The organism is Cognatishimia maritima (assembly GCF_900129685.1).
GTDB lineage: Bacteria > Pseudomonadota > Alphaproteobacteria > Rhodobacterales > Rhodobacteraceae > Cognatishimia > Cognatishimia maritima.
Genome location: NZ_FQWM01000001.1, coordinates 150,238 through 175,546, shown reverse-complemented (window position 1 = coordinate 175,546; position 25,309 = coordinate 150,238). Strand labels below are relative to the sequence as shown.

Sequence of the window (25,309 nt, the reverse complement as noted above, 5' to 3'; positions counted from 1 at the left end):
GCCCGCATCCAAATGGCCGGATCGACATCTACCTTTTAGGGGGACATTATGCAGGATACTGGGTCGGCCAGTTTTGGGCAGATCATCTCTGCTCTGGGGGAGGGTGTTGCCTGGTTTGGCTTAAACATCCTTTCGGCCTTTTCAAATTTCGCCTACGCCGTTTTCAATCCGTCGCTCTGGCTGGATTGGTCTAATAAAGAAGCGATAATGCGCTTCGTTTATTACGGCGGCTCGGTCGAATTCTTCTTCGTTGCTTTCACGGCTTTCCTGGTGGTGACTGCCATCGGGCTGTGGAAAAACAGCGTCTTGTGGTTTGTGGTGCGCGCCTTTGAGGGGCTTGCCAACACCTTGGGCCGGTTCTTTGCATGGGCCGGGCTATTGATGGTGCTGCAGCAAATCATCATCGTTTTCATGCAGCGTATCTTTACCCGACCTGACATTGTCTTTGGGTTTGGCGTCCCGCTGCAGTTTGACATCAGCTGGTATGCCGAAGAACTGAAATTCTACAATGCCCTCGTCGTGACCCTATGTGCCACCTACACCTTTGTGCAGGGCGGCCATGTGCGTGTTGACTTGCTTTATGCATCCGTCAGCTATCGCACCAAAAAGATCATCGATATGTGCGGCTCCATCCTTTTCATGATGCCGATTGCCGTCATGGTCTGGATGTATGGCTGGTACTTCATGTGGCGCCATTTGATCGTGCCGAAACCTTCGGCAAGTGACACGCTGGACCGCCTGTTGACCAAGTCTCGGGCCCTGCGCTGGAACATTGAAACCATCGGTTTCTCGCCCAACGGCTTTACCGCCTACTTCCTGTTCAAGATCCTTCTCGTGGCCTTTGCTGGTCTGGTCTTTATCCACGCTATCGCGTTCTTCTATCGCTCATACCTTGAGATGAAAGAAGGCCCTGAAAGCGAAGGCAAATATCTGGATCGCGATACGCTGGGCGAAGGCGAAGAAGCCTACGAAGGCACACACTGAGGTAAGGAAACAAGACTATGTTATTCGGACTAGATGGGGTCGAAATCGGCCTGATTATCGTCTTCCTTTGCCTCTTTGGAGGCATCCTATCGGGCTTTCCCGTCGCCTTTGCCATCGGTGGCGCTGGCATCATCGCTTTTGGCATCATCGCCGCACTGGATAGCGCGGGATTGTTGATCCACCAAGCGATCGACACGGCGTCAAACGCCTATAATGAACTGATATCCAACGGTGTGAACGCCGATAAGATATCGGTGTTCAGATACCCAGACCTTCCGCGCATCGCAGAGCCGGTGTTCGTCAGCGGCTGGGAAACCGCACTGGACCGCAACCTGAGCTTCATCGTGAACCGCATCAACGAGCGTGTTCTTGCAGGTCAGTCCATTGAAACGCTGCTGGCGGTTCTGATGTTCGTCCTGATGGGCATCACGCTGGAACGTTCTAAGATTGCGAATGATCTGTTGACCACAATGGCACGTGTCTTTGGCCCGTTGCCCGGCGGTCTGGCAGTGTCGGTTGTTGTTGTGGGCGCATTCTTGGCGGCCTCGACAGGGATCGTGGGCGCGACAGTTGTCACCATGGGACTGTTGAGCCTGCCAACCATGTTGCGCAACAACTATTCGCCAGAACTGGCGACAGGTGTGATCGCGGCATCGGGCACTTTGGGGCAGATCATTCCGCCATCCATCGTGATTGTTCTTCTCGGAACGCTGGCCGGCGACCTGTATTCGTCCGCACAGGAAGCGCGTGCGCAACTGGCGGGCTGTACGGATGCTCTGACCTATCTGGGCGAACCGGCTGTTGTTTCGGTTGGCACATTGTTCCAAGCGGCGCTGATACCGGGGATCATGCTGGCAGGGCTTTATGGGCTTTATGCCTTTGGCTACGCCATGATGAACCCAACAAAAGCGCCTGCCGTGAACCTAAGCAAATCGACCGGCGAAATCGTCACACGCAATGAGCGCCTGATCTGGTTTGCTGTGGCACCGGTTGTGCTGATTGGCGGGTTCTTCCTGTTGTCCTCGGCCAATGTGATTGGCAGCCAGTCGACAACCGTCAGCAGCTTTACCGACAGCGGAGCGACAGCCAGCCTGCGCACGAACGTCAGTGCCGAATGCCAAGCCTCGATGATTGAACTGCATGGTCAATCAGCATGGGATGAAGCAATCGCTGAACAACAAGCGATTGACGACGCTGGCGGTGCGCAAGAAAGCCGCGCACTGACTGCTGAAGAGCAAGAGGGCCTGCGCCTTGAAAAGATCGCGAACGCCGCGCCAATTGGCACTGGTCTGGCGATTGGCATGATCTTCCTTGCGCTTGTCATCACCACCGCGCGCGGCATTGCACCTAGTGCCGACCCGCGTCCGCTGTGGATTGGTCTTGCAGGCGTTGCGCTGACATTGCTGGTCAATGCGATCTGGGTTGCACCGACAACAACACCGGGTACGGCGCTGGTCTTGATGGCCATCCCGATTGTCATCACGCTTTACGGCGCGAAATACGCAGCGGGCTTGCTTGGACGCAATGAACTTTTGCGCGTGGTTTTCCCGCCGCTGGTTCTGATCGTCGCGGTGCTTGGTTCGATCCTTGGCGGGATCACAAACCCAACCCCGGCAGCAGCCTTGGGGGCAGGGGGCGCGATCCTTCTGGCGGCCTATCGTAAGCTGCAGGATGAGGAGAAATCCGGCAAAGTGATCCTGCAAGCGGCCTTCGCCATCGTAATCATGCTGTTGATCGGTGTGAACTTTGACCTGCGGGTGAACCTGCCAGAGGTCTCGACCGAAAGCTGGATTGCCTTCTTCTTTGCCTATGCGGCTTACCTCTTTGCAATGTTCGGCATCCTTTACAGCTGCTGGGTTCTGTTCCGCAGTTCGGTCTTGGCACCGGTTGTCAGGGAAACGGCCAAAGTCACCTCGATGGTTTTCACCATCCTGATCGGCTCGCAGATCCTGAACCTGGTTGTGATCTCCTTCGGCGGTGAACATTACATCCAGCAATTCCTGCGCTCGTTTGACAATGAGTTCACGGTGTTCTTGATCGTGATGCTGGTTCTGTTCGTGCTGGGCTTTGTGCTCGACTTCCTTGAGATCATCTACATCGTGATCCCAATTGTTGGGCCGGTCATCTACGGCGGCACCTTTGATCCGAAATGGGTGACGATCATGGTCGCGGTGAACTTGCAGACCTCGTTCTTGACACCGCCTTTCGGCTTCGCGCTCTTCTACCTGCGCGGCGTGGCCCCGGCGAGCGTCACAACCAGCCATATCTACCGTGGCGTGGCACCGTTCGTGCTGATCCAAGTGGTTGGTCTGGCGATCCTATGGTTCTTCCCATCGATTGTGACGATCCTGCCCAACATCATGGGTGGATGATCAAACCCGAAACACCAAAAAGAAAAGGGGCCTTCCAAGGCCCCTTTTTCATGTCGTTTGATCAAAGGAAGAGATGCGTTGGTCTTACCGCTGCGGCAACTGAATATTCGCCACTTGCTCAGAAATCGGTTCCTTGGCCTGCGTCATTGCCTCGATGTCACAGGTACTTGCGTCGGTGACAGGCTGCCATTGATCCTTTGCATAAACCTCTAGGCCTGAAAACTTGGCTTTATAGCCCATCTTCTCACTGCCCGGCACCCAATAGCCCAGATAGACATATGGCAAACCGGCCTCTTGAGCGATGCGGATATGGTCAAGGATCAGGAAGGTGCCAAGTGAATTGCGCTGATGGTCGGGGCTAAAAAAGCTATAGACCATGCTGACCCCATCGGCGAGGACATCGGTCAGGCTGGTCGCGATCAACTGCTGCGGTTCTTGATCCATATATTCGACCACGCGAGAGCGTATGGGCGTTTCTTCGATCATCGCGGCGAATTCAAACACATCCATGTCGGCCATACCGCCATCCGCATGACGCGCGTCCAGATAGGTGCGGAACAGGTCATACTGTTCTTCAGTGGCCCAAGGGGAGTTTGCCTTGCGTTCGATCCCCCGATTGCGCCGCAAGATGCGTTTTTGGCTGCGCGTCAAAGTAAAGTCAGCCACGCTGATGCGGGCAGACAAGCAGGCCCCACAATCGGCGCAGGTCGGGCGATACAGCACGTTCTGAGAGCGGCGGAAGCCTTGATGAGACAGCGCGTCATTCAGTTCCTGCGCATTGTCCCCTTGCAAGGCCGTAAACAGCTTCCGTTCCATCCGCCCGGGCAGATACGGACAGGGCTGTGGCGCCGTCACATAAAACTGGGGGGCAAGAGGCAGGGAATGGCGCATTCGGGACCGCGGGCTGTTTCAGATCAGAGCAACCTTAACAACGGTTTGCGGCCCCGCCAAGCATAGAAAAACCTGTATGTATCTGCGTCGAAGGGTTCGGGCCGCTTAATAGCGTGCGGCCCGGTTGATGGCGACCGATCCCATCACATGGTCGGTCAAACCCTGCGAACGCGATGATGTCAGCATCAGAACGATAGAGATCAGCTGCAGGACAAAGAAGGCGATTGAGACACTATAGCCGAGCGTGTGCAAGAAAGCGTGGCCCAGATCAAAGCGGTCGCCATGCTGCGTGCGGAATTCGATCCCGACAAACCGCATGCCCAAGGTCGCCGACCCATTGGTCAGGGTCACAACGCGGTAGATGAAGCTGACCGTCAGGAAAATCGCACCAAAGAAGAAAATCCCGGTGAACAAGGTCAACGGCAGGATCAATGCGCTGATAATGCCGATCAGGATCATGTCAACGATCCAGGCGATCAAGCGTTTGACGGGCACGTCCGCATAAAACTCTGGCTGTGAAACCGGGTCAGGAAGGGCGTAAGCGCGGGATGTCATCTCTTCGGTGTCTCTCTTGGTTGGGTTATTTTGGGTTGTTGATTGGGTATATCGTAAAACGCGGCCCCCGGTCTAATGGGGGCCTTGCCTTGGTTTTGGACCGGCGGGCTGACTTAAGCCTCTTCGGTCTGCGCGTCGCGGTCTTTGGCCGCTTTCTTAGAACGCTCATCCATGAACTGGTCAAACTCTGACTTGTCCTTCGCTTCGCGCAAACGCTCTAGGAAGGCTTCAAAGTTCGCCTGCTCTTCTTCCAGACGCGCGATGGTTTCATCGCGATAGGCGTCAAAAGCAGAGTTGCCGGACGAGGACATCACATGCATGCGATGACGTGATTTTTTGCTGCGGCAGGATTTTCCGAACATACCTTTTTTGCTCCAGATCATGTAGAAGAGAAGGGCCAGTCCGACAGGCCAGAAGAAGATGAAACCGAGGACCATGGCGGCAATCCAGGCACCTTTGCCTTTGCTGTCCAACCATGCCTCGCTCCGGGAAAACCAACCCATGTGATCGGTGTTAGGGTTGGCTGTGGCAACTGGTGTCATTGGGGTCTCCGTGGTTTGGGTTAATGTGAATGTCTTTCACATCATACAATGTGGGAAACCAGGCCGACCAAACAAGAGTTAATGTGAATGTTTTTTACATTTTCTTTCTTGATGTATATATTTCAATAGGTTAGCCGGAAAATTTTCTGAATTTTTCGACCTAAATCCACCCTGTAAACGTCCAAAATCTGGTTTTCAAAACATGAAATCGCGGAATTGCCTTTCGCAAAACTGAAAATCAGTGTCGGACAGCGGACGCAATCGATCCTAAAGCGGGGCAGGGCGGTAGGCCTGCGCATGAAGGAGGGCGATATGAAATCTCGGACCAAAGTGGCGATTATCGGCGGCGGCATTGCGGGCTGCTCGACGCTCTATCACCTTGTGCAAGAGGGCTGGACCGATGTCGTTTTGATCGAACGGGATGAGCTGACCTCTGGCACCACATGGCATTCGGCGGCGCAGGTGACGAACTTTGGGATGAACCAGACCATGGTTGGTCTGAAGTCCCATTCCATCGCGCTGTATAAGAAACTGCGCGACGACACGGATTATCCCGTCGGCTACCACCACGGCGATGGCGGCATCCGACTCGCCAATACCGAAGCGCAGATGCAAGGCTATCGCCATTTCGCCTCCATGGCCCGCGGGATGGGCGTGGATTATGAGATCATCGACGCAGAGGAATGCGCCAAACGGCATCCTTTGATCTCAACCGACAACCTATTGGGCGGGCTTTGGGACGGTCAGGACGGCGACATCGACCCGGCGCAGCTGTGTCAGGCGCTGGCGTTTCACGCGCGCAGGGCAGGGGCCGAGGTCTATCGTCACACGGCGGTCACCGCCCTTAAGCAACACCGTGATGATACTTGGACGGTGGAAACTACCGCTGGCAACATCGACGCGGACATCGTCGTGAATGCCTGTGGTTACCGCGTTAATGAAGTCGCCGCCATGATGGGTGTGATGCACCCGGTGGCCTCGATGGAACACCAATATTTTGTCACCGAAGACATCCCAGAGATTGTCTCGGCTGACCGCCGCATGCCTTTGCTGCGCTGCCCGATTTCTGATTACTACTGCCGCCAAGAAAAGAACGGGCTGCTCGTCGGGTTCTATGAACAGGACTGCAAAACTTGGGGCATGGATGGCATTGATCCGGGCTTTACGAATGCGCTGTGCCCGGATGATCTGGACCGGATCATGGACGTTCTGGAAGGCGCGTTTGAAAGGATGCCGGTCCTGCAGGAGGTCGGGATCAAACGTGTGGTCAATGGGCCGATCACCTATACAACCGACGGCGCGCCGCTTGTTGGGCCGATCCCCCGAAAGCGAAATGCGTTTTGTATCATAGGCTTGCGCGCAGGTCTTGGGGAGGGTGGGGGCCACGGCTGGCTCTTGGCGCAGCAAATTGTGCATGGCGACGCCTGCTTTGACACTTGGTGCCTTGACCCACGCCGCTTTGCGCCGCATGCGACGGTCGAATTGACCGCGCTGAAAGCCACCGAAGACTATCAGAACGAATTCCGCTTTCACTTTCCGCATGAACATCGCCCAGCGGGACGACCCGCCAAAACCACTCCGCTGACACCGGTGTTTGCTGCCGAAGGCGCGGCGTTTTCCGTGGTGAACGGCTGGGAGCGCGTGGATTACATCAAGCCCTCAGCCGACTTTCATCCTACGCTTAGCTTTGATTTTGACGAAACCTTTGATCTGGTTGCGGCAGAGGTCAAAAATGTGCAAACCAACGTTGGTCTGACAGAGGTCAACGGCTTCAATCGCCTGGAGATCACCGGCGCGGACCGGCACAGGTTTTTGGACCGGATGATCTGCGGCAGGCTGCCCAAAGGGGACGGGCGCGTCGGTCTGGCCTATCTGCTGAACCATCATGGCATGGTGAAGGCCGAGGCGACGCTCGCCAATCTCCCGAAGTCAGACCGTGGACCAGAACGGGTGTGGTACGGCTCTGCCGCGGCAAGCGAGTTGCATGATCTCGATTGGCTCACAGCGCACAAACACGCGGACGAAGACGTTCAGATCCGCAGCCTGACCAACGAGATGACAATCCTGTTGCTCGCCGGGCCAAATTCTCGCGCTGTTCTGTCGGCCTGCGCCCGTGGCGACTGGAGCCGCGAAGCCTTCCCTTGGCTCTTTGTACGCGAATGCTGCATCGGTTTTGCCCCAGCGACAGTCATGGCCGTCAGCTTTTCAGGCGAGCTGGCCTATGAAATCCATGTGCCCAACCAATCGCTTTACGCTGCATACCTTGCGCTGCGTTCGGCCGGTCAAAAACACGGTCTGTCGCTTTTTGGCGCACGCGCGGTCGACTCCATGCGGCTTGAGAAAGGTTTCCTGCATTGGAAAGCGGAATTGATCACCGAATATGATCCCTTTGAAACCGGCCTTCAGCGCTTTGTGGATTTGGGGAAATCCGAGTTCATAGGGCAGGCGGCGCTAACTGAGCGGCATACGAATGGCCCAAAACGCACGCTGTGCTTGATGCAAGTCGACTGCGCATCGGCGCCAGCCCATGCCGGCGCAGCCGTCTTGTTGAACGATCAAGTTGTCGGCAGTGTAACGTCCGGCGCATGGGGTCATCGTACCGACATGAACCTGGCGTTTGCTTTCATCGATGCAGAGCACGCAACACCAACGACCAAGCTGACAGTTGATATCTGCGGCAATCATTGCAGAGCGACCACGTTGCCAGACGTACCTTATGACCCGCAGTTCACATTGTTACGCGCTTAAGGAAACACCGCTAGGGCACTGTAATTGAAGGAGTTTCAAAGTATCCACTGCCCAATACAATACTCGCATAATGGTAATTATGTAAATAATCAACATGACCAGAAACGCCCAAAACGCCACCCAGACGCCAATTCCTGCCTCTTAGCGGTAGACTTCGTGAAATTCTTCGCGCTAAACAGTCTGTATTGCAAAGGAATTTCCGTATGGCCTCGCTTTTGATCCTGAATGGTCCAAACCTCAACCTGCTTGGCACGCGCCAGCCCGAGGTCTATGGCACCACCACATTGCAGGACATCGAAGATACCTGCGAAGCCCATGGTCGCGCACTTGGTGTCGGCATTGTCTGCAAACAATCCAACCACGAAGGCGAATTGATAGATGCTATCCATGATGCCAAAGGTGATCATGACGGGATTGTCCTGAACGCCGGTGCTTACACCCATACGTCAATTGCCATTATGGATGCGATTGCTTCGGTCGAATTGCCTGTGATCGAAGTGCATCTTTCAAATATTCACGCCCGGGAAGCTTACCGGCACAAATCATTTATTGCCCCCGTTGCGGTCGGCCAGATCTGCGGATTTGGTGCCATTGGCTATCGTCTGGCGATTGAGGCGCTGTTAGACCACGTCAGGTAAATTATGAACGACGCCACGCTGCGTTATATATCTGAAATCACAAACGCAAATTCTCAGGCCGCCATCTGGTCCATGCATTTGGAAAAGATGGCGGAGTTTGGCTTTGACCGCCTGCTTTATGGTTACACAAATTTTCGCGTCGATCAGAACCTTGGCGACCCGGACGATTTCGTTGTGCTTTCGAACTTGGATCAGGCCTATCTGAACCGTTTCTTTTCAGAGCGTATGTTTCAGAACGGCCCAATGATCCGTTGGGCGCTGGAAAATGTCGGCGCGCAAAGCTGGGCGCATATTCTGGGCAGTTATTCGGGCCGCGACCCAAATCGCGAAGAAATGGCGCTTTTGGAATTCAACCAAGCGTATGATGTCACAGCGGGCTATACGATCAGTTTCAAGTCGGTTTCACTGCGCACAAAGGGCGCAATCAGCTTAATTGGGCCAGCCGGTGTTCCGCAAAGTGATCTGGATGCGATCTGGCAAGAGCACGGCGAGGTTTTGACCTTGATGAACAATGTGCTGCACCTCAAGCTGATGAACCTGCCCTACCAGAATGCGCGCCGCGCCCTGACCAGCCGCCAGCGCGAGGTTTTGGAATGGGTTTCTGACGGGAAAACGATTCAGGATATTGCCACGCTGATGGGACGCAAAGCGGCAACGGTAGAGAAACATTTACGCCTTGCACGGGAATCTTTGGGTGTGGAAACCACGGCACAGGCGGTTCTTAAAGCGGCTTTTCTCAACCAAATCTTTATCTCTGACCTTTAGCTGCAACCTAAGGTAAAGAAAATTGCAAAAGGTAAGGAATTCCATACCTTGGTCTCACTCGGATACGTTGTAAAAGTTAACACGTTCCGAGAGTGTGGCTATTGGGCCTGGGACAACTAGGGCGCAACCCCAGCGATTTCTGGGCTCTGCGCTCTTTGTAAATTCTCGCGGAGGCCGCGCGACTTAGTTCATGTAATATCTTGATTTAATAATAAATTTTGTTTTCAGGCCACCATCCCCAATGACATGGCCTGTCCCAGAGCGGTGCTGAAACTTAGCGGTTTTGGCACCGTTTCTTTTTTGCGATGTGATGCAACCTGGGAAACTCAATTCAACCAGAAAAAGAAAACACCGCCTAGTTGCCCAAGCGGTGCTTTGTATCTGAGACTGTCAGTAGACCTTAGCCTTGAGCGGCCTTTGCAACTTCTGCTGCGAAGTCTTCGGATTTCTTCTCGATGCCTTCGCCAACCTGCATACGCACGTAGCCAACGATTTCCGCACCGGCTTCTTTGGCTGCCGCTTCAACGGTCAGGTCTGGGTTGATCACGAAGTTCTGGCCCAGCAAAGTCACTTCAGCCATGAATTTCTTCATGCGACCCACGATCATTTTTTCGATCACCTGCTCTGGCTTGCCAGATTCACGTGCGATTTCGATTTGAACGTTTTTCTCTTTTTCAACAACCGCTGGGTCCAGGTCCGCTTCGGACAGGGACTGTGGCGCTGCCGCTGCGATGTGCATTGCAACCTGCTTACCAAAGGCTTCGTCGCCGCCTTTCAGTGCAACCAGAACACCGATGTTGCCCATGCCGTCAGTGGCTGGGTTGTGGATGTAGGACGCAACAACGTCACCTTCCACGGATGCCATACGGCGCAGAGACATGTTCTCGCCGATGGTTGCAATTGCGTCGGTGATCACTGCGGAAACGGGCTTGCCGTTCAGTTCGGCAGCGTTCAGCGCGTCAACGTCAGACACAGTCAGCGCCACGTTTGCGATGCCTGCCACCATTTTCTGGAAGTCAGCGTTTTTGCCAACGAAGTCGGTTTCAGAGTTCACTTCAACGGCAACACCTTTGCCGCCTTCAACTTTGACAGCAACCAGACCTTCTGCGGCGGTACGGCCGGATTTCTTGGCCGCTTTTGCCAGACCCTTGGTGCGCAGCCAGTCGATTGCCGCTTCTTGATCACCATCGGTTTCGGTCAGCGCTTTTTTCGCGTCCATCATGCCTGCGCCGGTCATCTCGCGCAGTTCTTTCACCATTGCGGCTGTAATCGCCATCGTGGTTCTCCTAGGAATTTGAGAAGTCTAATGGGGGCGGCTTACCCTGCCCCCATGTCAATTAGGTAACGCTTAAGCGTACTTAAGCGTCTGCAGCGGCTTCTTCGGCAACGGCTTCTTCAACCGGTGCTTCTTCGAATGCACCCAGATCAACACCTGCTGCGCCCATCTGTGCGGTCATGCCTTCCAGAGCTGCGCGGGATGCGAGATCACAGTACAGAGCGATTGCGCGGGATGCGTCGTCGTTGCCTGGGATGATGTAGTCAACGCCATCTGGAGAGCAGTTGGTGTCGACAACCGCCACAACTGGGATGCCCAGTTTGTTGGCTTCTGCGATGGCCAGTGCTTCTTTTTTCACGTCGATGACGAACAGCAGGTCAGGCACGCCACCCATCTCGCGGATACCGCCGAGGGATGCTTGCAGTTTCTGCTGGTCACGTTCCATGTTCAGGCGCTCTTTCTTGGTGAGGCCTTCGCCGCCGGATGCGATCTTTTCGTCGATCTCTTTCAGGCGGTTGATGGATTGGGAAACAGTTTTCCAGTTGGTCAGCGTGCCGCCGAGCCAGCGGTGGTTCATGAAATACTGAGCAGACTTCTCTGCTGCGTCTGCAATCGGTGCGGCCGCTTGACGTTTGGTGCCAACGAATAGAACGCGGCCACCCTTTGCAACGGTGTCGCTGATTGCTTTCAGAGCCGCGTCCAGCATTGGAACGGTCTGTGTCAGGTCCATGATGTGGATGCCGTTACGCGAGCCATAAATAAACTCGCCCATGCGTGGGTTCCAGCGCTGTGTCTGGTGACCAAAGTGTACGCCTGCTTCAAGCAGCTGGCGCATGGTGAACTCAACTTGAGCCATGCATTTCTTCCTTTTCCGGTTTACGCCTGAGCGGGGGAAAGTGAGAGCGGAAGCTCCAACCGGCGGACCTTTGGGGATGTCTCCCCCAAATGGACCAACCCCCACCTGCGGGATTGAATGCGCGCGCTTTACATGGGTTTTCGATGGCATTCAAGGGCTAGGCCGCGATTTTCTAAGGAAAACGGCTCAGCGGACTTATTGCGTGCGAAAGTGCCCTGCCCTGACTTGCGATTCCGCGGCGGCGGCCAGCGCCTTGCGGTTTTGAAAATCACGCACAGACAACGGCGGGTGATAGATCACTTCGACCCGGCCATGACTGCGGGCGGCCAGCATTTGCAAGAGATGCGCGCCAAATTCCATATCGCCCCACCAGCCATAAAACCTTGGATCTGCCCCTTCGGGGGCGTGGTAGTTCACGGTGACCGGTTGCACTTGGATCGACTCTCGCAGTGACTCTGCAAAAAAGGCCGCAAAAAGCGTGGGTTTGAAGGGCAACACGCGAAGAGAGTCAGTGGATGTGCCTTCGGGAAAGAACAACAGCTTCTGTCCCGCGGCGAGGTTGTTTTCAAAAAGGTCCTTCTGCGCTTGGGCCTCTTTCCGGTCCCGCGCAATAAAAACCGTACCCGCGATCTTGGCCAGAAACCCAATGCCCGGCCAACGCGCGACTTCGGATTTAGAAACAAAAAACACCGGGTTCTTGGCGTTCAGCGTGAAAATATCCAACCACGATGAATGATTGGCGACAGCCGCGCCTCCGCCGCGCATCGGCGTGCCGCTTGTGTGAAATCGAATGCCCATCAAAAACAGGCTGATCCGACAAACTAAGGCTGGAACATAGCCGCCAACCGGTCGCCGCAGCCCAAAGATGGGTTTTTCGATCAGGCGTATAAGAGTGAGTGTGACAATGCCAAGAACCAGAACCGCTGCGATGAGGCTTCCGCGCAAGGCGACGCGTAACCACCCGAAAAGGCTGATCTTTTGTGCGGTTGGATAATCCGCCTCGCCTGTCCAAGTCGGCGACGTCATCCTAGGTGCCCCGCGTGTAGATACTGCGCTGGGTCGCGTTCAATTTCTCGGTGTCCATCACAAGGCAAACGTCTGTGGTGTTGAAATCGTGGTCGACAAAGGCGCCGTCGCCAATGAAGCCACCAAGGCGCAGATAGCCCTTGATCAATGCAGGCACTTGCCGCATCGCCGCCACGCGGTTGATATCAGCCTCGGGCACTAGGTTCATGTCTTGGAAATGACCCGCAACCGCCCGCACACGCAGGTTTTCCGGGGCAAGATGGCGATGATACAGAAGGGAGAGCGACTCTTGGAGCACTTCGATATCTGTCCCATGGAAACTTGCCGTGCCGAACAGGATTTCGACGCCATGGCGGTTCACGTAGTCAGCCAGACCATTCCACAGCAGGTACATCGCCGCGCCGCCGCGATAATCTGGGTGCAGGCAAGACCGCCCTAATTCCAATAGCTTACGACCGCTGTCTTTCAAAACACTCAGGTCGTATTCGCCTTCGGTGTAGTAGCGGCCAACCCGCGGCATCATGTCGTCGCGCAGCAATCGATAGACGCCAACGATTTGGTCCCGAACGGTCTCTCCACGCGCGGTATCCAGCAGCATCAGATGATCAAAATGCGGGTCGTATTCGTCTTGCTCTAGCTCTGCATCGTGATCCACCAGATCACCCTGCCCGCCCAGCTCTTTGACAAAGACCTGATAACGCAAATGCTGCGCCGCGCGGATGTCTTCCTCGGTCTGGGCCAGTCTCAGGTCAAAAGTGTCAGTCGCTGCGAGCATCATGTCCAAAGCTATGTTTTTTTGCGCTTTTAGGCGTCACACAGCGGCTTTGCAACTCTGTGATAGCTGGCTGTTGCCACTGGGCTGCGTTTCAATCTAACGTTGTGTTATTCAGATTTTAACGACTTTATGGTTCATTTTCGTCCATGGCAGGCATCAACCCCACCCGACGGCTATCCAGCACAACCTTCCCCGCCTCCTGGAAATTGACCGTGATCTTGCCGCCAATATTGGATTGCACCTGTCCCAGCCCCCAATCCGGTTGGTCCGGGTGGCGCACAATCATGCCTGGTTCAAGAAAGCTGTTCAGATCATCCATAGGCCATATCTATCGGGAATTGCGCCAATGAGTACCCCCAATTTGCATGAACTTGTCGCCGCACGTATCTGCCATGACCTGATCAGCCCCGTCGGAGCCTGCGTCAACGGCGCGGAACTGCTGTCGCTTGGCGGCGGTGCCGAGGAAACAGCCTTGATCGCACAAAGCGCCCAAGACGCCAGCGCGAAACTCCAGTTATTGCGCGTTACCTTCGGGCCGGCGGCGCGCGGTCAAACGATTGGCTCTGCAGAAGTCAAAGCGATGCTGTCACTGCAAGCGCGGGAGCGCGTGAAACTGCTGTGGCACATCGATGATACGATACAAAGAACAGAGGCCAAAGCCGCGTTTATTTCGGTGCTTTGTCTGCAAGCTGCGCTGCCACGAGGTGGGGAGATTGGCATTTCCAAAAATGCTGAAGTGTTTGAGATCATCGCAGAAGGCCCGGATCTGCAAATTGACGAAGACCTTTGGGGACCGTTGACCAAAGGGCAGGCCCCCGAGGATCTGCAGGCGTCGACCGTCCAGTTTGGGCTCTTGCCAGATCTGGTGTCGGGCATGGGGCGCACCATCCGTATCCACTTGGAAGAGCGGCGGATACGGATCGTGTTTTGATCAGGCGCGGGTGGTGCCGTCGCCGACGACCAGATACTTAAAACTGGTCAATTGTGCTGCGCCCACCGGGCCGCGGGCGTGCATCTTGCCGGTCGCGATGCCAATTTCCGCACCCATGCCAAACTCGCCACCATCCGCAAACTGGGTCGAGGCGTTGCGCATCAAAATCGCGCTGTCCAGACGTTGGAAGAACCGTTCTGCAGCCGCATCGTCTTCGGTAATGATGCAATCGGTGTGATTGGACCCGTACTGACGAATATGGGAAATCGCATCATCCACAGAAGTCACTGTTTTCGCAGCAATATCCATATCAAGATATTCTTTACCCCAATCTTCCTCTGTGGCCGCGACGGTCCCGGCAATCGCCTGCAGCGTCTCATCCGCATGAATGCGCACGCCTGCCTCTGACAGCATGGAGATCACCTCTTTACCCAGCGAGTCCTTAAGGTCTTCGTGGATCAACAGGCACTCTGCCGCGCCACAAATCCCGGTACGACGCGTTTTGGCGTTTAGGATCACATCCATGGCTTTCTGCGGATCGGCCGCTTTGTCCAGATAGATGTGCACAATGCCTTCAAGGTGGGCAAAAACCGGAACGCGGGCTTCGCGCTGCACAAGACCAACAAGGCCCTTGCCGCCGCGAGGCACGATGACGTCCACGGTATCAACCATGGTCAACAGCTCTTGGACAGCCGCTCGATCGCGGGTGGGCACCAATTGCACGGCGTCCTCAGGCAGGCCTGCGGCTTTCAAGCCCTCCACAAGACAGGCGTGAATGGCACCAGACGAATGGAAGCTCTCGGAGCCACCGCGCAGGATCACGGCGTTGCCGGATTTCAGGCATAGCGCGCCTGCATCCGCCGTCACGTTCGGGCGGCTTTCATAGATCACGCCGATCACGCCCAAAGGTGTGCGCACACGTTTGATATTCAGGCCAGTTGGACGATCCCATTCGGCCAAAACCTCTCCGACGGGGTCGTCTTGGGCTGCAACAGCGCGCAGACCATTGCAGATGCCCTGAATGCGGGCTTCATCCAGCATCAATCGATCCATCATCGCGGGGCTCAGGCCCTTGTCGCGACCGTAGTCCAAATCCTTGGCGTTGGCGGCGATGATGTCGGCCCGGCGCGCCCAGACGGCGTCCGCAGCGGCGTTCAGCGCCTGGGTTTTCTGTTCCGGCGGGGCAAAGGCCAGCTCTGCGCTTGCGGCTTTGGCGCGTTGGCCAATGTCACTCATCAGGGCGGCGATATCTGTGATGTCGTTCATCAGATCTGTCCTTTGCGTTGGTTGAACCGGAGGAGCCTCCGGCGGAGGTATTTATGCCAAGAAGAAAGTCACAGCGCCATATCATCCCGATGGATCAGCGCAGTGCGGCCTTGGTAGCCAAGAATGGTTTCGATGTCAGCGGACCTTTGCCCTTTGATCTGTTGCGCTTCATCTGTGGTGTAGGCACAGAGCCCCTGCCCGAGTTTGCGGCCATCGGAGGCAAGGATTTCGACCGGGTCGCCACGCTCAAAGCTGCCTGTCACATGGGTGACACCAGCGGGCAGCAGGCTCTTGCCCCGGCGCAACGCGCCTGCGGCACCGTCATCTACCGTCAGCGCACCCTGCGGCTTCATCGAACTGATCCAGCGTTTGCGCGCCTGTTGCGGCGTGACTTGCGCGGTGAACCATGTGGCATTGGCCCCATTTTCCAACGCCTGTAGCGGACGCATCACGGAACCTTCGGTGATCGCCATGGCACAGCCGCCACCGGTCGCGGTTTTGGCAGCCAGCAGCTTGGTGATCATGCCGCCTTTGGACAGGCCTGAAAGCCCGTCACCGGCCATGGCTTCGATCTCTGGCGTGATCTCGTCCACAACATCAAACCGTTTGGCATCGGCGTTGCTTTGGGGATTGTCGGAATAGAACCCATCGACGTCAGACAGCAGGATCAGTTGATCTGCGCCCGTGGTCAGTGCGATTTGAGCGGCCAGCCTGTCGTTGTCGCCATAGCGAATTTCGTCTGTCGCAACCGTGTCGTTTTCATTCACAATCGGCACAACGCCCATCTTCAACAAATGGTTTAACGTTGCCCGAGAATTCAAATATCTCCGACGGTTAGCGCTGTCTTCTAATGTAACAAGAACCTGAGCTGTCATAATGCCATGAGGGGCAAGCGCTTCTTCATAGGCACGCGCCAATCTGATCTGGCCAACGGCTGCTGCGGCTTGCGATTGTTCAAGCGGCAGGTCCTGAGAGGGCAGACCTAAAGCGCCACGACCAAGCGCGATGGAGCCTGAGGACACCAGCACCACGTCGATCTGCTTGAATTTCAACCACGCCACATCTTCGGCCAGCGCCAGCAACCAATCTTTGCGCAATGCGCCACTGGCCCGGTCCACCAGCAAGGCGGACCCGATTTTGATGACCAGACGTTTGGCTGCGGTCAGGGTTGCCAAGGCGTGTCGTCCTCGTTCTCTTCTTCGGCTTCTTGCTTGATGCGCAGCCGGTTGTCATCAATCTTGGACCGCAGCGCGCGCAGCACTTCGGTCACGTTCTCTTGGCTTGCGCCAGACATCAACATGACAGGTCCGCCAACAGCCGCTTCAAGTTCGTCCTTCAGGAAGCCACGTTCCTCAGAATCCATTGTGTCGATTTTATTCAACACCGTGATGCGCGGTTTATCGGCCAATACGCCACCGTAGGCTTCCACTTCGCCAATAATGGTTTCGTAATCAGCGACCGGATCGCCCGACGTGCCATCCACGAGATGCAGCAGAACGGCGCAGCGTTCGACGTGACCAAGGAAAAGATCACCAAGCCCCCGGCCCTCTGACGCGCCTTCGATCAGTCCCGGAATGTCGGCCACGACGAATTCAACACCATCAACCCCCACGACCCCAAGGTTTGGGTAAAGCGTGGTGAATGGATAGTCCGCGATCTTGGGACGCGCATTGGAGGTCGCGGCAAGGAAGGTTGACTTGCCCGCATTGGGCAGTCCCAAAAGACCCACGTCTGCAATCAGTTTCAAGCGCAGCCAGATCGTGCGTTCGATGCCCGGCTGGCCGGGGTTTGCGCGGCGCGGCGCTTGGTTGGTCGAAGATTTGAAGTGCAGGTTGCCCCAGCCACCATTGCCGCCTTTGGCCAACAAGACACGCTGCCCTACCTCGGTCAGATCCGCGATAACGGTTTCCTGATCTTCATCCATAATCTCTGTGCCCACAGGCACTCGCAAAACGATATCATCGCCGCGCGCGCCGGTGCGCCCGCTGCCCATACCAGCCTGACCGGATTTGGCAAAAAAGTGCTGCTGATACCGAAAATCAATCAGCGTATTCAGCCCATCGACGGCCTCTGCCCAGACAGAGCCACCGTTGCCGCCGTCCCCGCCATCCGGGCCACCGTATTCGATGAACTTTTCACGGCGGAACGACACACAGCCACCGCCGCCGCCACCCGAGCGGATGTAGACCTTTGTCAGATCAAGAAATTTCATGGCGGTCACTTTCGAATTTTGTATGCAGCCGAATAGCTGGGAATTGAGTTGTACTCAAGCCGGTAGTCAGGCCACTCGCGGCTCTGGCAGGCTCACGCGGATAACAGGCACGTCTTTCCCGTGAAAATGCGACCTGCGCGCGTGTGTTTCACCCGTTTCCTGAAAGCCGAGTTTGCGCAGAACATGTGATGACCGTTCATTGCCCTCAATCCAGCCTGAATTCAGCGTGCCGCTGCCGGTCTCTGAATACCAGAGGATCATGCGTCGGCAGGCCTCGGTCATATATCCCTTTCCCCATGCTTTCGCCCTGAGCCAATACCCAAGTTCTAAAGCATCCGGTCGCGACGCATCCAGTCTCGCCGCGGAAATAATAGAGATAACCCCAAGCGGTTCATCTTCCTTGAGGATGGCGCGAACACCGGGATTGTCTTTGAACTTATCGACGAAAAAGTCGCCGTCCCTGCGCCCATATGGGTAGGGCACAGAGGTCAGCCACTTATGAACATCGGGATTGGCGATCTCGCGCGCAATCCACTCGGCATCTGCGGGCCGGAGCATCCGCAGGACAAGCCGTTCGGTTTTCAGGCGCATTGGTCAATCCAGCTTGAGACTATAGGTCCATGTCGGTACCGGTGCGTTCCGGGCGACCGAGAAACTCTCGGCGTCACCAAGATATTGAAAGCCGGAATTGGTCAGCACACGGGCCGAGGCCGGGTTGTCCTGAAAGACGCTGGCGAACAGGGTTTTAGAGCCAAGCGGGTTGGCCGCAATCAGTGTGCGCACGGCTTCTGATGCAACGCCCGTGTTCCAATAAGGCGGCGCGACCCAATAGCCAATTTCGGCCTGAGACTCCGAGACGCGATCCAAAGAGATCAGCCCCATGATTTCAGAATTACCATCCTTGGTGCCATCCATCGCCCAGATTTCTTCAATCCGGTCATCCGCATGCGACCGGGCGATAAACGCCTCTGTCGCGCCGGGTGGCAGCGGGTGCGGAATGGATGTGGTCATCCGGGCCAGATCTTTGTTGCTGGCGTAGTGCTCAATCAGTCCCTGGTCTGATCGACGCAGGGGGCGCAGCGTGAAGCGCTCGGCTTCGATCACCGGCTGATTCACAATTTTATCAAGCATCATCTGCGCTATCCTCCAATTTTACCCAATCAGAAGGCAAAAACGCGCCTTCCGTTACCTGTGGGCAAGGAACGTGATCCCTTTGGTGCACATGGTTCCTCCCAAAACCAAATGCTGGTCTCATCTTTCCTGCATCCTAAATGGATGCGCCACCACTCTACTTCAAGACAGGAGAGCGCCCAAGACTAGCCACCCTTTGTGGCGAAGCTTTGACAATATTCTCTGCCCCAAAACGAAAAAGGGACCGACCCTACAGCCGATCCCCCTATTGTTTTCAAAACCTTAAGGTCGGCTTACTCAGCGGCCTCCGCCACCGGGAGAACCGAAATAAAGGTGCGGCCTTTCAGGCCTTTGTGGAACTTCACGTTACCGTCGGTGGTTGCAAAGATGGTGTGATCTTTGCCCATGCCTACGTTCTCGCCCGGCCACATCTTTGTGCCACGCTGACGCATGATGATGTTGCCTGCGATGACGGATTCGCCACCGTATTTCTTGACGCCCAGACGACGACCCGCGGAGTCGCGACCGTTACGGGAACTACCACCAGCTTTTTTATGTGCCATATCGTGTGTCTCCTATACTTCGCTTACTTCGCCAGTTCTTTGGCTTGTTCAACCCAGCCTTCGCGCTCGATGCGGCCTTTGAAAGACAGCTTCTCGTCGAATTCTGCGATCTCTGCTTCACCCCATGCCGCGATCTGCGCGAATGTGGTGACGCCTGCTTCCAGCAGTTTCTTTTCCAGAGCTGGACCAACGCCAGACAGTTTCTTCAGATCGTCAGCGCCTTCAGCAGCAGGTGCTGCTGCTTTTGCTGCTTTCTTAGGAGCTGCCTTTTTCGCTGGTGCCGCTGCTTCCACAGCTGCGCCGGAAACGGAACCAGAACCAATCGCGGCTTTCACGCCGGATTTGTCTGCGCCAGATGCCAGAATGTCTGTTACGCGAACCAGCGTCAGTTTCTGACGGTGGCCAACGGTACGCTTAGAGCTGTGCTTACGACGACGTTTCACGAACTTGATCAGCTTTTCGCCTTTGATCTGGTCGATTACGTCCGCTTGAACAGCAGCGCCATCAACGAGAGGTGCGCCCACAACGGTTTTGTCACCGCCGAGCATCAGGATCTCGTTGAATTGAATTTTTTCACCCGCAGCGGCTGCCAGTTTTTCGACACGCAGAACATCGCCTGCCTGTACTTTATACTGTTTGCCACCGGTTTTCAGGACTGCGAACATGTCCCTTTTCCTTCATATGACCGCGTTCTGTGGCCCCCGTATTGGGAGTTGTGACCCGAATATAAGATGGGCCGCCTCGAACTGCGCGCCCCTCACGAGGCGTTGTTACAACAAAACACGGCGCAAGGAATCCTTACGCCGATGCGCGCTTATGGTCCCATCATGAAATCAAGTCAAGCAGCGCATCGGGGAATCCACGGCTAATTTCACCTATTTTCGTGAATTTCCGGCGGTTTTGCGTCTCATAGCTCCTCAACCGGCATCAGTTTTTCCAGATTAACCGCCAGAACATCCATCCGTTCGCTGAGGATCTGGTAATGGACCGCGTTCATAATCTGATAGACGGTTTGCATACGGCTGTCTTCCAGAGCGATCGTATAGGCCTCCAACTCATCGTCGGAGAAGTCCTGATATGTATACGCCGCGCCTGCGATGGCGCCTTCCAAAATGGCAAGCCGTGTGGCCGATTCATTTTCTTCAATCTGCGCCCAAAGCATGCCTTCATCCAGATCCATCTGGATCACGCCAGCACGCGAGGCCGCCAAAAGAAATCGCACTTGGATCGCTTGAATGGCCTTTAGGCCAAGCCCCTCTGGGTCAATCGCGACATGCATGCGTTGAAAATAGTCAAGCTTCGGGCTGCCCTCTTCAACCATGCCGGCGACCAACTGGCGGCCCGCAATTTGTTTCAGCTCGTCGTCATCCATATGCGACAGGTTCTCGGCTTGCACGAGGCGCTGCCCAAGGTCGCTGCCATAGAAATCTGCTGCATGTTCCAGCAGGTCTTGGTCAAGACGTTCTTCGAGTAGATCAAGCGCACGCTCTACCATGTCTTCGGGGACGAAGGTTTCTTCTGTCAGATCCGTCCAGGCTTTGCCGAAATCATTGCCTTCAAGCCCCAACATCGCAGGCGCACCACCAGCGCCTACGGCGATGGACTCAATGGCGACGTCAAATCCGGTGGTTTCCAGAAAGCCCCGCACATCCTCTCGATCCGCTGCGGCGGCGCTGGAAAAGGAAAGACTGACCGCCGTCAGGGACATGGCGACAAAAGAAAAAGCGGATTTCAGCAAAACGAAGCCTCCAAATTGTGTTTCCAACCAATTTAAAGCTGATCGGCCGACAAACAATGGCAAACCGTGCAAAGCCCCTTGCAGTGCTCATTTTTCCGCGATACATCCGCCGCCACCAGACCCACATCTGACCTCAGCGGAGAGGTGCCGGAGTGGTCGAACGGGGCGGTCTCGAAAACCGTTGTCCCTTCACGGGGACCCAGGGTTCGAATCCCTGTCTCTCCGCCATTACCCCAATTTTGCAAACGCTTCTAAACGGCTAGCCGAAAAGAATTAGTCTTTGAGTTGATACATGCGTTCTTGCAGGTCGATATACCATTTCTTGAAATCGCGCGTTGGTTTGTACAAGACCCATGGAATTTGTACGAACCCCGCGAGATAGGCGCGCATGGTCGGGAATGTGAGCCGTTTCTGCATCGGATCAATCAGTGCATATAGGGCGGCAAAGAAAAGGAACGATGTCGCCAGGCGAAAAGCAGATCGTTGTCGATTGTCCGAATGCACGCGGTGAAGCGCCATCAGATTTCTGACGCGGATCACATTCACACGGTATCGACGATAAAGTCCCTCATTGCCGTCGGCATGGAACAAGCGCGCCGCTGGCATCACCGCAAGTCGACCCATTTGCGCCATACGGTAGGAAAAATCTGAGTCTTCATGTGTCGCGTAGTAGCGTAGGAATTCGGACCAGCCCGCATTCAGCGCAAACTTGCGTCGGAACGTGGTGCGCCCGCCGTTGATCAACCCCCCGGCCAAAAGACCCTCGCTTATCGCTAGATCCGGCAATGGAGCTTCGGTCAACGGTGCCCAGTAGGGCACAAAATGCTTATCCAAAGTGAATTGGGACCTGAGCCACGCCTCAACCCGCTGCTTGAAACTGCCATGTTCAACAGGCGCGAGGGGCCCTGCATCAGACGTATCAGCGACGGCATCTGGTCCCGGCTCCACAAAAAACGCACCGATCATGCTGATGTCCTCGTTTTGGTCGGCCTCATAGGCCTGCATGATCTTTTCGGCCGTGTCTGGAAAAAGATGGATGTCATCATCCAAAGAAAAAACAATATCGCCTTGCGCCAACCGGAGTGCCTGATTGCGTTGCGCGGTCAATGATCGGACGTCTGCCGGCTCATAACGCAACGCGACCTTGTCCCACAAATCTGGGTAAGTCTCACGAACCTCTGCACGCGTCTTTTCCCAATCGTCAGAAGCATCCACGACGACAATTTCAAGCGGAAGGCGGTGCTGTGTGGCAATGAACCCTAATGTCGGTAAAAGGTGTTGCGGTCGGTTGTAGGTACAAATCGCCAATGTCCAGCTTAAACTGTTGGAATCGGTTATCATATCTGCGCCCGCTCTTTCGCCTTCATACAGTTTCTGACGGATCACAAAACGATACCGATTGACGTATCTCAGATCTGTCGCGACTCTTTCTCTAACATAACAAAGGACAGAAGTTGCCCTTAAGTTTTGGAACGGCTAGGTCCTAAGGCATTATCGGCATTGGGGAAAGGTTCACATGCGCATTTTGTTGACAGGCGGCGCGGGCTACATTGGGTCGCATACTTATGTGGCACTTTGTGCGGCCGGCCATACGGCGGTTATTCTGGATAATTTTTCGAACGCCGCCCCCTCTGTACCTGAACGACTGGCGCAAATCACTGGCACAGTTCCGGCGGTCGAAACCGGCGACGTCCGCGACGCAGACTTCGTGCGCAGAGTCCTTAAAGACCACGAAATTGACGCCGTGATCCACTTTGCAGCGAAGAAAGCTGTCGGTGAATCTACGCAAAAGCCGCTTGAGTATTTTGATCACAATATCGGCGGCTTCGTCACATTGACCCGCGCCATGGCCGAATTGGGTATTTTCAAACTGGTCTTTTCGTCCTCGGCCACGGTCTATGGCGAACCGGATCAGTTGCCCATCACGGAAACTGCCACGCGTGGTCATACAAACCCCTACGGGATGACCAAGCTCGTCTGCGAAGAAATGATCGAGGCGATGTCGGCGGCGGACCCGCGTTGGATTTGCGGAGTCTTACGGTATTTTAACCCCGTCGGAGCCGACGAAAGCGCGATGATTGGCGAAGACCCAAAAGATATCCCAAACAACCTGATGCCTTATATTGCCAAAGTGGCGGCGGGTGAGCTGCCTGAAGTTCAGGTTTTTGGCGATGACTATCAGACAGAGGATGGCACCGGTGTCCGCGACTATATTCACGTCAGCGACTTGGCACAGGGACATGTTTTGTCACTGGAGGCCTTAGAGCGCGATGGCACGGGCCATGTGGTCAATCTTGGCACCGGTCAGGGTGTTTCCGTACTGGAAATGATCAATGCCTATTCCGAAGCCTGCGGCCGCCCCCTGCCCTACAAGATCGCACCGCGCCGTGCCGGAGACATAGCTGCATGCTACGCGGACCCATCGCTTGCCAAAGAGGTTCTTGGGTTCTCAGCAACCAAAACACTGCAGGATATGTGTGACTCAAGCTGGGCCTGGTTGCAGTACAGCAAGACTGTTTGATTACGTAAGAACTATCAGAAACGACTTGGGTATTGGCTCATGAGGGCCATGACACCGAGTTCGCTTTGGACTGCCTCCGAATGCTCGCATATCAGATCGCGCAGGAATGCGCGTTCTTCGTTGGAGGCCTCCAAACTCTCTTCCCGTGGAGTGCAATCTGAGGCGCTGATTTCATTCAGGTCTTTAGATGTCCGCTTCGGGATGAACAGTGTGAACCATGATTGCGTTAGTGTCATCGGTTTGCCTCCGGGTTGAGATAGGTCCACCGTAGGCGCCCCGGCAAAATACTGGTATCCGCCGCAACATTGTGCTGTTCTTCAAAAATGAAGAACGCTTTTCGGAATTGGTCAGATGTTCGGGTGTTCCTTTCGGTGCTTAGAACCGGCTCCACTTTGGCTGCGTCCAAAGAGTTGGGCATGGCCCAACCAACTGTGGCGCGCCGTATTGATGTTTTGGAACATGCGTTGGGCCTCACCCTGTTTGAGAGAAACACTCGAGGGTTTCAGCCCACGCCTGAGGCCGAAGCGCTCATCCAAGGCGCGGAAGAGATCGAAACCGCAGCAAGGGCTTTCCATGAAAAAGCATCGACGCTGCACGCGGCCACAAGGGGAGTTATCCGCCTCACGGCACCCGATTCCGTATTCACCGGCCAATTCTCTGCCATTTTGGAAGACTTTGTTGAGAGCTACGGCAACGTCCAATTTGAATTCATTCGCCGCTACGACTTCGTCGATCTCTCCGCTGGCGAAGCCGATGTCGCGATCCGTTTCGACAGGGTGATTGATGATGAAACTTTGATTTGTCGTAAGATCACTGACATCAAAGGCGCGTTGGTCGCCTCAAACAGCTATGTTGCCAAACACGGGCATCCGACGTCTGAGAACGACCTCAGTGGCCACAAGTTTGTGGTCTATCGCGGCAAGAACATACCAAGGCTCATAAACAATTGGGTGCTGGATCGCATTGATCCAAGCCAGATCGCGATGACTTGCTCGGATATTGAAACGCTTATTTCGGCCGTGAAAATGGGCGCTGGCATTGGGCCGATGCCATGTACCTACCTCAAAACAAGCGACACATTTGTCCCTTGTTTTGAACTGCCCCCCGAAACCTACAACACCTGCTGGCTCTTGGTGAGCCAATCAGCCTACCGTCGACCGGAAGTGAAAGCCTTCACATCTTTCTTTGCACCCAGATACAAAGCGCATTTTGACGACTAAGCGGTTGAAAACATCGAACTCAGAAATGCAAAAAGCGCCCCTTGGGGCGCTTTGTGTCTAAATCGAAAGTGGCGCGGTTGACGGGGCTCGAACCCGCGACCCCCGGCGTGACAGGCCGGTACTCTAACCAACTGAGCTACAACCGCTCTCTGAAAATCACCGTAGCTGCGTTGCCGTCGCTGCGGTGAGAGGTGGTTTATGCGTAGGCGTTCACATCGTCAAGCGGTTTGCGAAAACAAAATTACATTTTTTTCACCGATCAGAAACCGCTCTGCCATAGCCCCTTGTTTGCTGAGTAT

25 protein-coding genes and 2 tRNA genes are annotated in these 25,309 nt (G+C 55.2%); 9 read left to right on the top strand and 18 right to left on the bottom strand.

Annotated elements, in window-relative coordinates:
* Positions 1–48 precede the first annotated feature (48 nt).
* Entirely contained in the window at positions 49–984 is a 936-nt protein-coding gene (locus BUA39_RS00870; protein WP_072789564.1) for a TRAP transporter small permease subunit, read from the top strand.
* 17 nt (positions 985–1,001) lie between these two features.
* A complete protein-coding gene (locus tag BUA39_RS00865) occupies positions 1,002–3,356 on the top strand; it encodes a TRAP transporter large permease (RefSeq protein WP_072789561.1) in 2,355 nt (784 codons plus the stop codon).
* 84 nt (positions 3,357–3,440) lie between these two features.
* Here BUA39_RS00865 and BUA39_RS00860 read toward each other — a convergent pair whose 3' ends face one another.
* The 3 genes from BUA39_RS00860 to BUA39_RS00850 all read right to left on the bottom strand — a co-directional run bounded on the left by BUA39_RS00860 (position 3,441) and on the right by BUA39_RS00850 (position 5,344).
* On the bottom strand, positions 3,441–4,247 hold the full coding sequence (locus tag BUA39_RS00860; protein WP_072789558.1) for an arginyltransferase: 807 nt from the start codon (positions 4,245–4,247) through the stop codon (positions 3,441–3,443).
* 105 nt (positions 4,248–4,352) lie between these two features.
* Positions 4,353–4,802 (bottom strand): RDD family protein, encoded by a 450-nt coding sequence (locus tag BUA39_RS00855; protein ID WP_072789555.1) that lies wholly within the window; start codon positions 4,800–4,802, stop codon positions 4,353–4,355.
* A gap of 113 nt (positions 4,803–4,915) precedes the next feature.
* Positions 4,916–5,344, bottom strand: a complete 429-nt coding sequence (locus BUA39_RS00850) for a DUF2852 domain-containing protein (RefSeq protein WP_072789552.1) — start codon at positions 5,342–5,344, stop codon at positions 4,916–4,918.
* Positions 5,345–5,656: 312 nt separating this feature from the next.
* Between BUA39_RS00850 and BUA39_RS00845 the strand changes: the two genes are divergently transcribed.
* The 3 genes from BUA39_RS00845 to BUA39_RS00835 all read left to right on the top strand — a co-directional run bounded on the left by BUA39_RS00845 (position 5,657) and on the right by BUA39_RS00835 (position 9,495).
* Positions 5,657–8,092 carry a GcvT family protein gene (locus BUA39_RS00845; RefSeq protein WP_072789548.1) on the top strand — a complete coding sequence of 812 codons (2,436 nt, stop codon included), beginning with the start codon at positions 5,657–5,659 and terminating at the stop codon, positions 8,090–8,092.
* A 203-nt stretch (positions 8,093–8,295) separates the two neighbouring features.
* Positions 8,296–8,730, top strand: coding sequence for a type II 3-dehydroquinate dehydratase (aroQ, locus tag BUA39_RS00840; protein WP_072789545.1), 435 nt, complete (start codon positions 8,296–8,298; stop codon positions 8,728–8,730).
* A gap of 3 nt (positions 8,731–8,733) precedes the next feature.
* Positions 8,734–9,495 carry a LuxR family transcriptional regulator gene (locus tag BUA39_RS00835; protein ID WP_072789542.1) on the top strand — a complete coding sequence of 254 codons (762 nt, stop codon included), beginning with the start codon at positions 8,734–8,736 and terminating at the stop codon, positions 9,493–9,495.
* 400 nt (positions 9,496–9,895) lie between these two features.
* On the opposite strand, the gene tsf is transcribed toward BUA39_RS00835, so the two are convergent.
* The 5 genes from tsf to BUA39_RS00810 all read right to left on the bottom strand — a co-directional run bounded on the left by tsf (position 9,896) and on the right by BUA39_RS00810 (position 13,747).
* Positions 9,896–10,771: a translation elongation factor Ts gene (gene tsf, locus BUA39_RS00830; protein ID WP_072789539.1), complete on the bottom strand. Its 876-nt coding sequence runs from the start codon at positions 10,769–10,771 to the stop codon at positions 9,896–9,898.
* 82 nt (positions 10,772–10,853) lie between these two features.
* Positions 10,854–11,627: a 30S ribosomal protein S2 gene (gene rpsB, locus BUA39_RS00825; RefSeq protein ID WP_072789537.1), complete on the bottom strand. Its 774-nt coding sequence runs from the start codon at positions 11,625–11,627 to the stop codon at positions 10,854–10,856.
* A 195-nt stretch (positions 11,628–11,822) separates the two neighbouring features.
* Positions 11,823–12,653, bottom strand: coding sequence for a lyso-ornithine lipid O-acyltransferase (gene olsA, locus BUA39_RS00820; protein WP_072789534.1), 831 nt, complete (start codon positions 12,651–12,653; stop codon positions 11,823–11,825).
* 1 nt (position 12,654) lies between these two features.
* Positions 12,655–13,431 carry an L-ornithine N(alpha)-acyltransferase gene (gene olsB / locus BUA39_RS00815; protein WP_084604629.1) on the bottom strand — a complete coding sequence of 259 codons (777 nt, stop codon included), beginning with the start codon at positions 13,429–13,431 and terminating at the stop codon, positions 12,655–12,657.
* Positions 13,432–13,555: 124 nt separating this feature from the next.
* On the bottom strand, positions 13,556–13,747 hold the full coding sequence (locus BUA39_RS00810) for a DUF3553 domain-containing protein (RefSeq protein WP_072789531.1): 192 nt from the start codon (positions 13,745–13,747) through the stop codon (positions 13,556–13,558).
* 27 nt (positions 13,748–13,774) lie between these two features.
* On the opposite strand from BUA39_RS00810, the gene BUA39_RS00805 reads away from it, so the two are divergent.
* Positions 13,775–14,359 (top strand): histidine phosphotransferase family protein, encoded by a 585-nt coding sequence (locus BUA39_RS00805; RefSeq protein ID WP_072789528.1) that lies wholly within the window; start codon positions 13,775–13,777, stop codon positions 14,357–14,359.
* Here BUA39_RS00805 and BUA39_RS00800 read toward each other — a convergent pair whose 3' ends face one another.
* The 8 genes from BUA39_RS00800 to BUA39_RS00765 all read right to left on the bottom strand — a co-directional run bounded on the left by BUA39_RS00800 (position 14,360) and on the right by BUA39_RS00765 (position 21,269).
* Complete coding sequence (locus tag BUA39_RS00800) at positions 14,360–15,625, bottom strand: glutamate-5-semialdehyde dehydrogenase (RefSeq protein ID WP_072789525.1); 1,266 nt, start codon at positions 15,623–15,625, stop codon at positions 14,360–14,362.
* Between the two features lie 68 nt (positions 15,626–15,693).
* Positions 15,694–16,800 (bottom strand): glutamate 5-kinase, encoded by a 1,107-nt coding sequence (gene proB / locus BUA39_RS00795; RefSeq protein WP_072789522.1) that lies wholly within the window; start codon positions 16,798–16,800, stop codon positions 15,694–15,696.
* Positions 16,788–17,837: a GTPase ObgE gene (obgE, locus tag BUA39_RS00790; protein ID WP_072789519.1), complete on the bottom strand. Its 1,050-nt coding sequence runs from the start codon at positions 17,835–17,837 to the stop codon at positions 16,788–16,790. The genes proB and obgE overlap by 13 nt, the downstream gene beginning before the upstream one ends.
* 66 nt (positions 17,838–17,903) lie before the next feature.
* Entirely contained in the window at positions 17,904–18,428 is a 525-nt protein-coding gene (locus BUA39_RS00785) for a GNAT family N-acetyltransferase (protein WP_072789516.1), read from the bottom strand.
* Between the two features lie 3 nt (positions 18,429–18,431).
* Entirely contained in the window at positions 18,432–18,971 is a 540-nt protein-coding gene (locus BUA39_RS00780; protein ID WP_072789513.1) for a GNAT family N-acetyltransferase, read from the bottom strand.
* A gap of 290 nt (positions 18,972–19,261) precedes the next feature.
* Positions 19,262–19,531, bottom strand: a complete 270-nt coding sequence (gene rpmA / locus BUA39_RS00775; RefSeq protein WP_058314257.1) for a 50S ribosomal protein L27 — start codon at positions 19,529–19,531, stop codon at positions 19,262–19,264.
* A gap of 23 nt (positions 19,532–19,554) precedes the next feature.
* Entirely contained in the window at positions 19,555–20,196 is a 642-nt protein-coding gene (locus BUA39_RS00770) for a 50S ribosomal protein L21 (RefSeq protein ID WP_072789510.1), read from the bottom strand.
* A gap of 242 nt (positions 20,197–20,438) precedes the next feature.
* Positions 20,439–21,269 carry a DUF2059 domain-containing protein gene (locus BUA39_RS00765; RefSeq protein WP_242648519.1) on the bottom strand — a complete coding sequence of 277 codons (831 nt, stop codon included), beginning with the start codon at positions 21,267–21,269 and terminating at the stop codon, positions 20,439–20,441.
* Positions 21,270–21,407: 138 nt separating this feature from the next.
* On the opposite strand from BUA39_RS00765, the gene BUA39_RS00760 reads away from it, so the two are divergent.
* Positions 21,408–21,497: transfer RNA gene (locus BUA39_RS00760), tRNA-Ser, on the top strand.
* 45 nt (positions 21,498–21,542) lie between these two features.
* Here BUA39_RS00760 and BUA39_RS00755 read toward each other — a convergent pair.
* On the bottom strand, positions 21,543–22,610 hold the full coding sequence (locus BUA39_RS00755; protein ID WP_131814551.1) for a glycosyltransferase family 2 protein: 1,068 nt from the start codon (positions 22,608–22,610) through the stop codon (positions 21,543–21,545).
* 175 nt (positions 22,611–22,785) lie between these two features.
* Between BUA39_RS00755 and galE the strand changes: the two genes are divergently transcribed.
* Both galE and BUA39_RS00740 read left to right on the top strand, forming a co-directional pair.
* The gene (gene galE / locus BUA39_RS00750; RefSeq protein WP_072789506.1) at positions 22,786–23,790 is read left to right on the top strand and encodes a UDP-glucose 4-epimerase GalE; all 1,005 of its coding nucleotides are present in this window, start codon (positions 22,786–22,788) and stop codon (positions 23,788–23,790) included.
* Positions 23,791–24,113: 323 nt separating this feature from the next.
* Positions 24,114–25,010: a LysR family transcriptional regulator gene (locus BUA39_RS00740; RefSeq protein WP_072789500.1), complete on the top strand. Its 897-nt coding sequence runs from the start codon at positions 24,114–24,116 to the stop codon at positions 25,008–25,010.
* Positions 25,011–25,079: 69 nt separating this feature from the next.
* Here BUA39_RS00740 and BUA39_RS00735 read toward each other — a convergent pair.
* Positions 25,080–25,156, bottom strand: a tRNA-Asp gene (locus tag BUA39_RS00735).
* Positions 25,157–25,309: the final 153 nt, after the last annotated feature.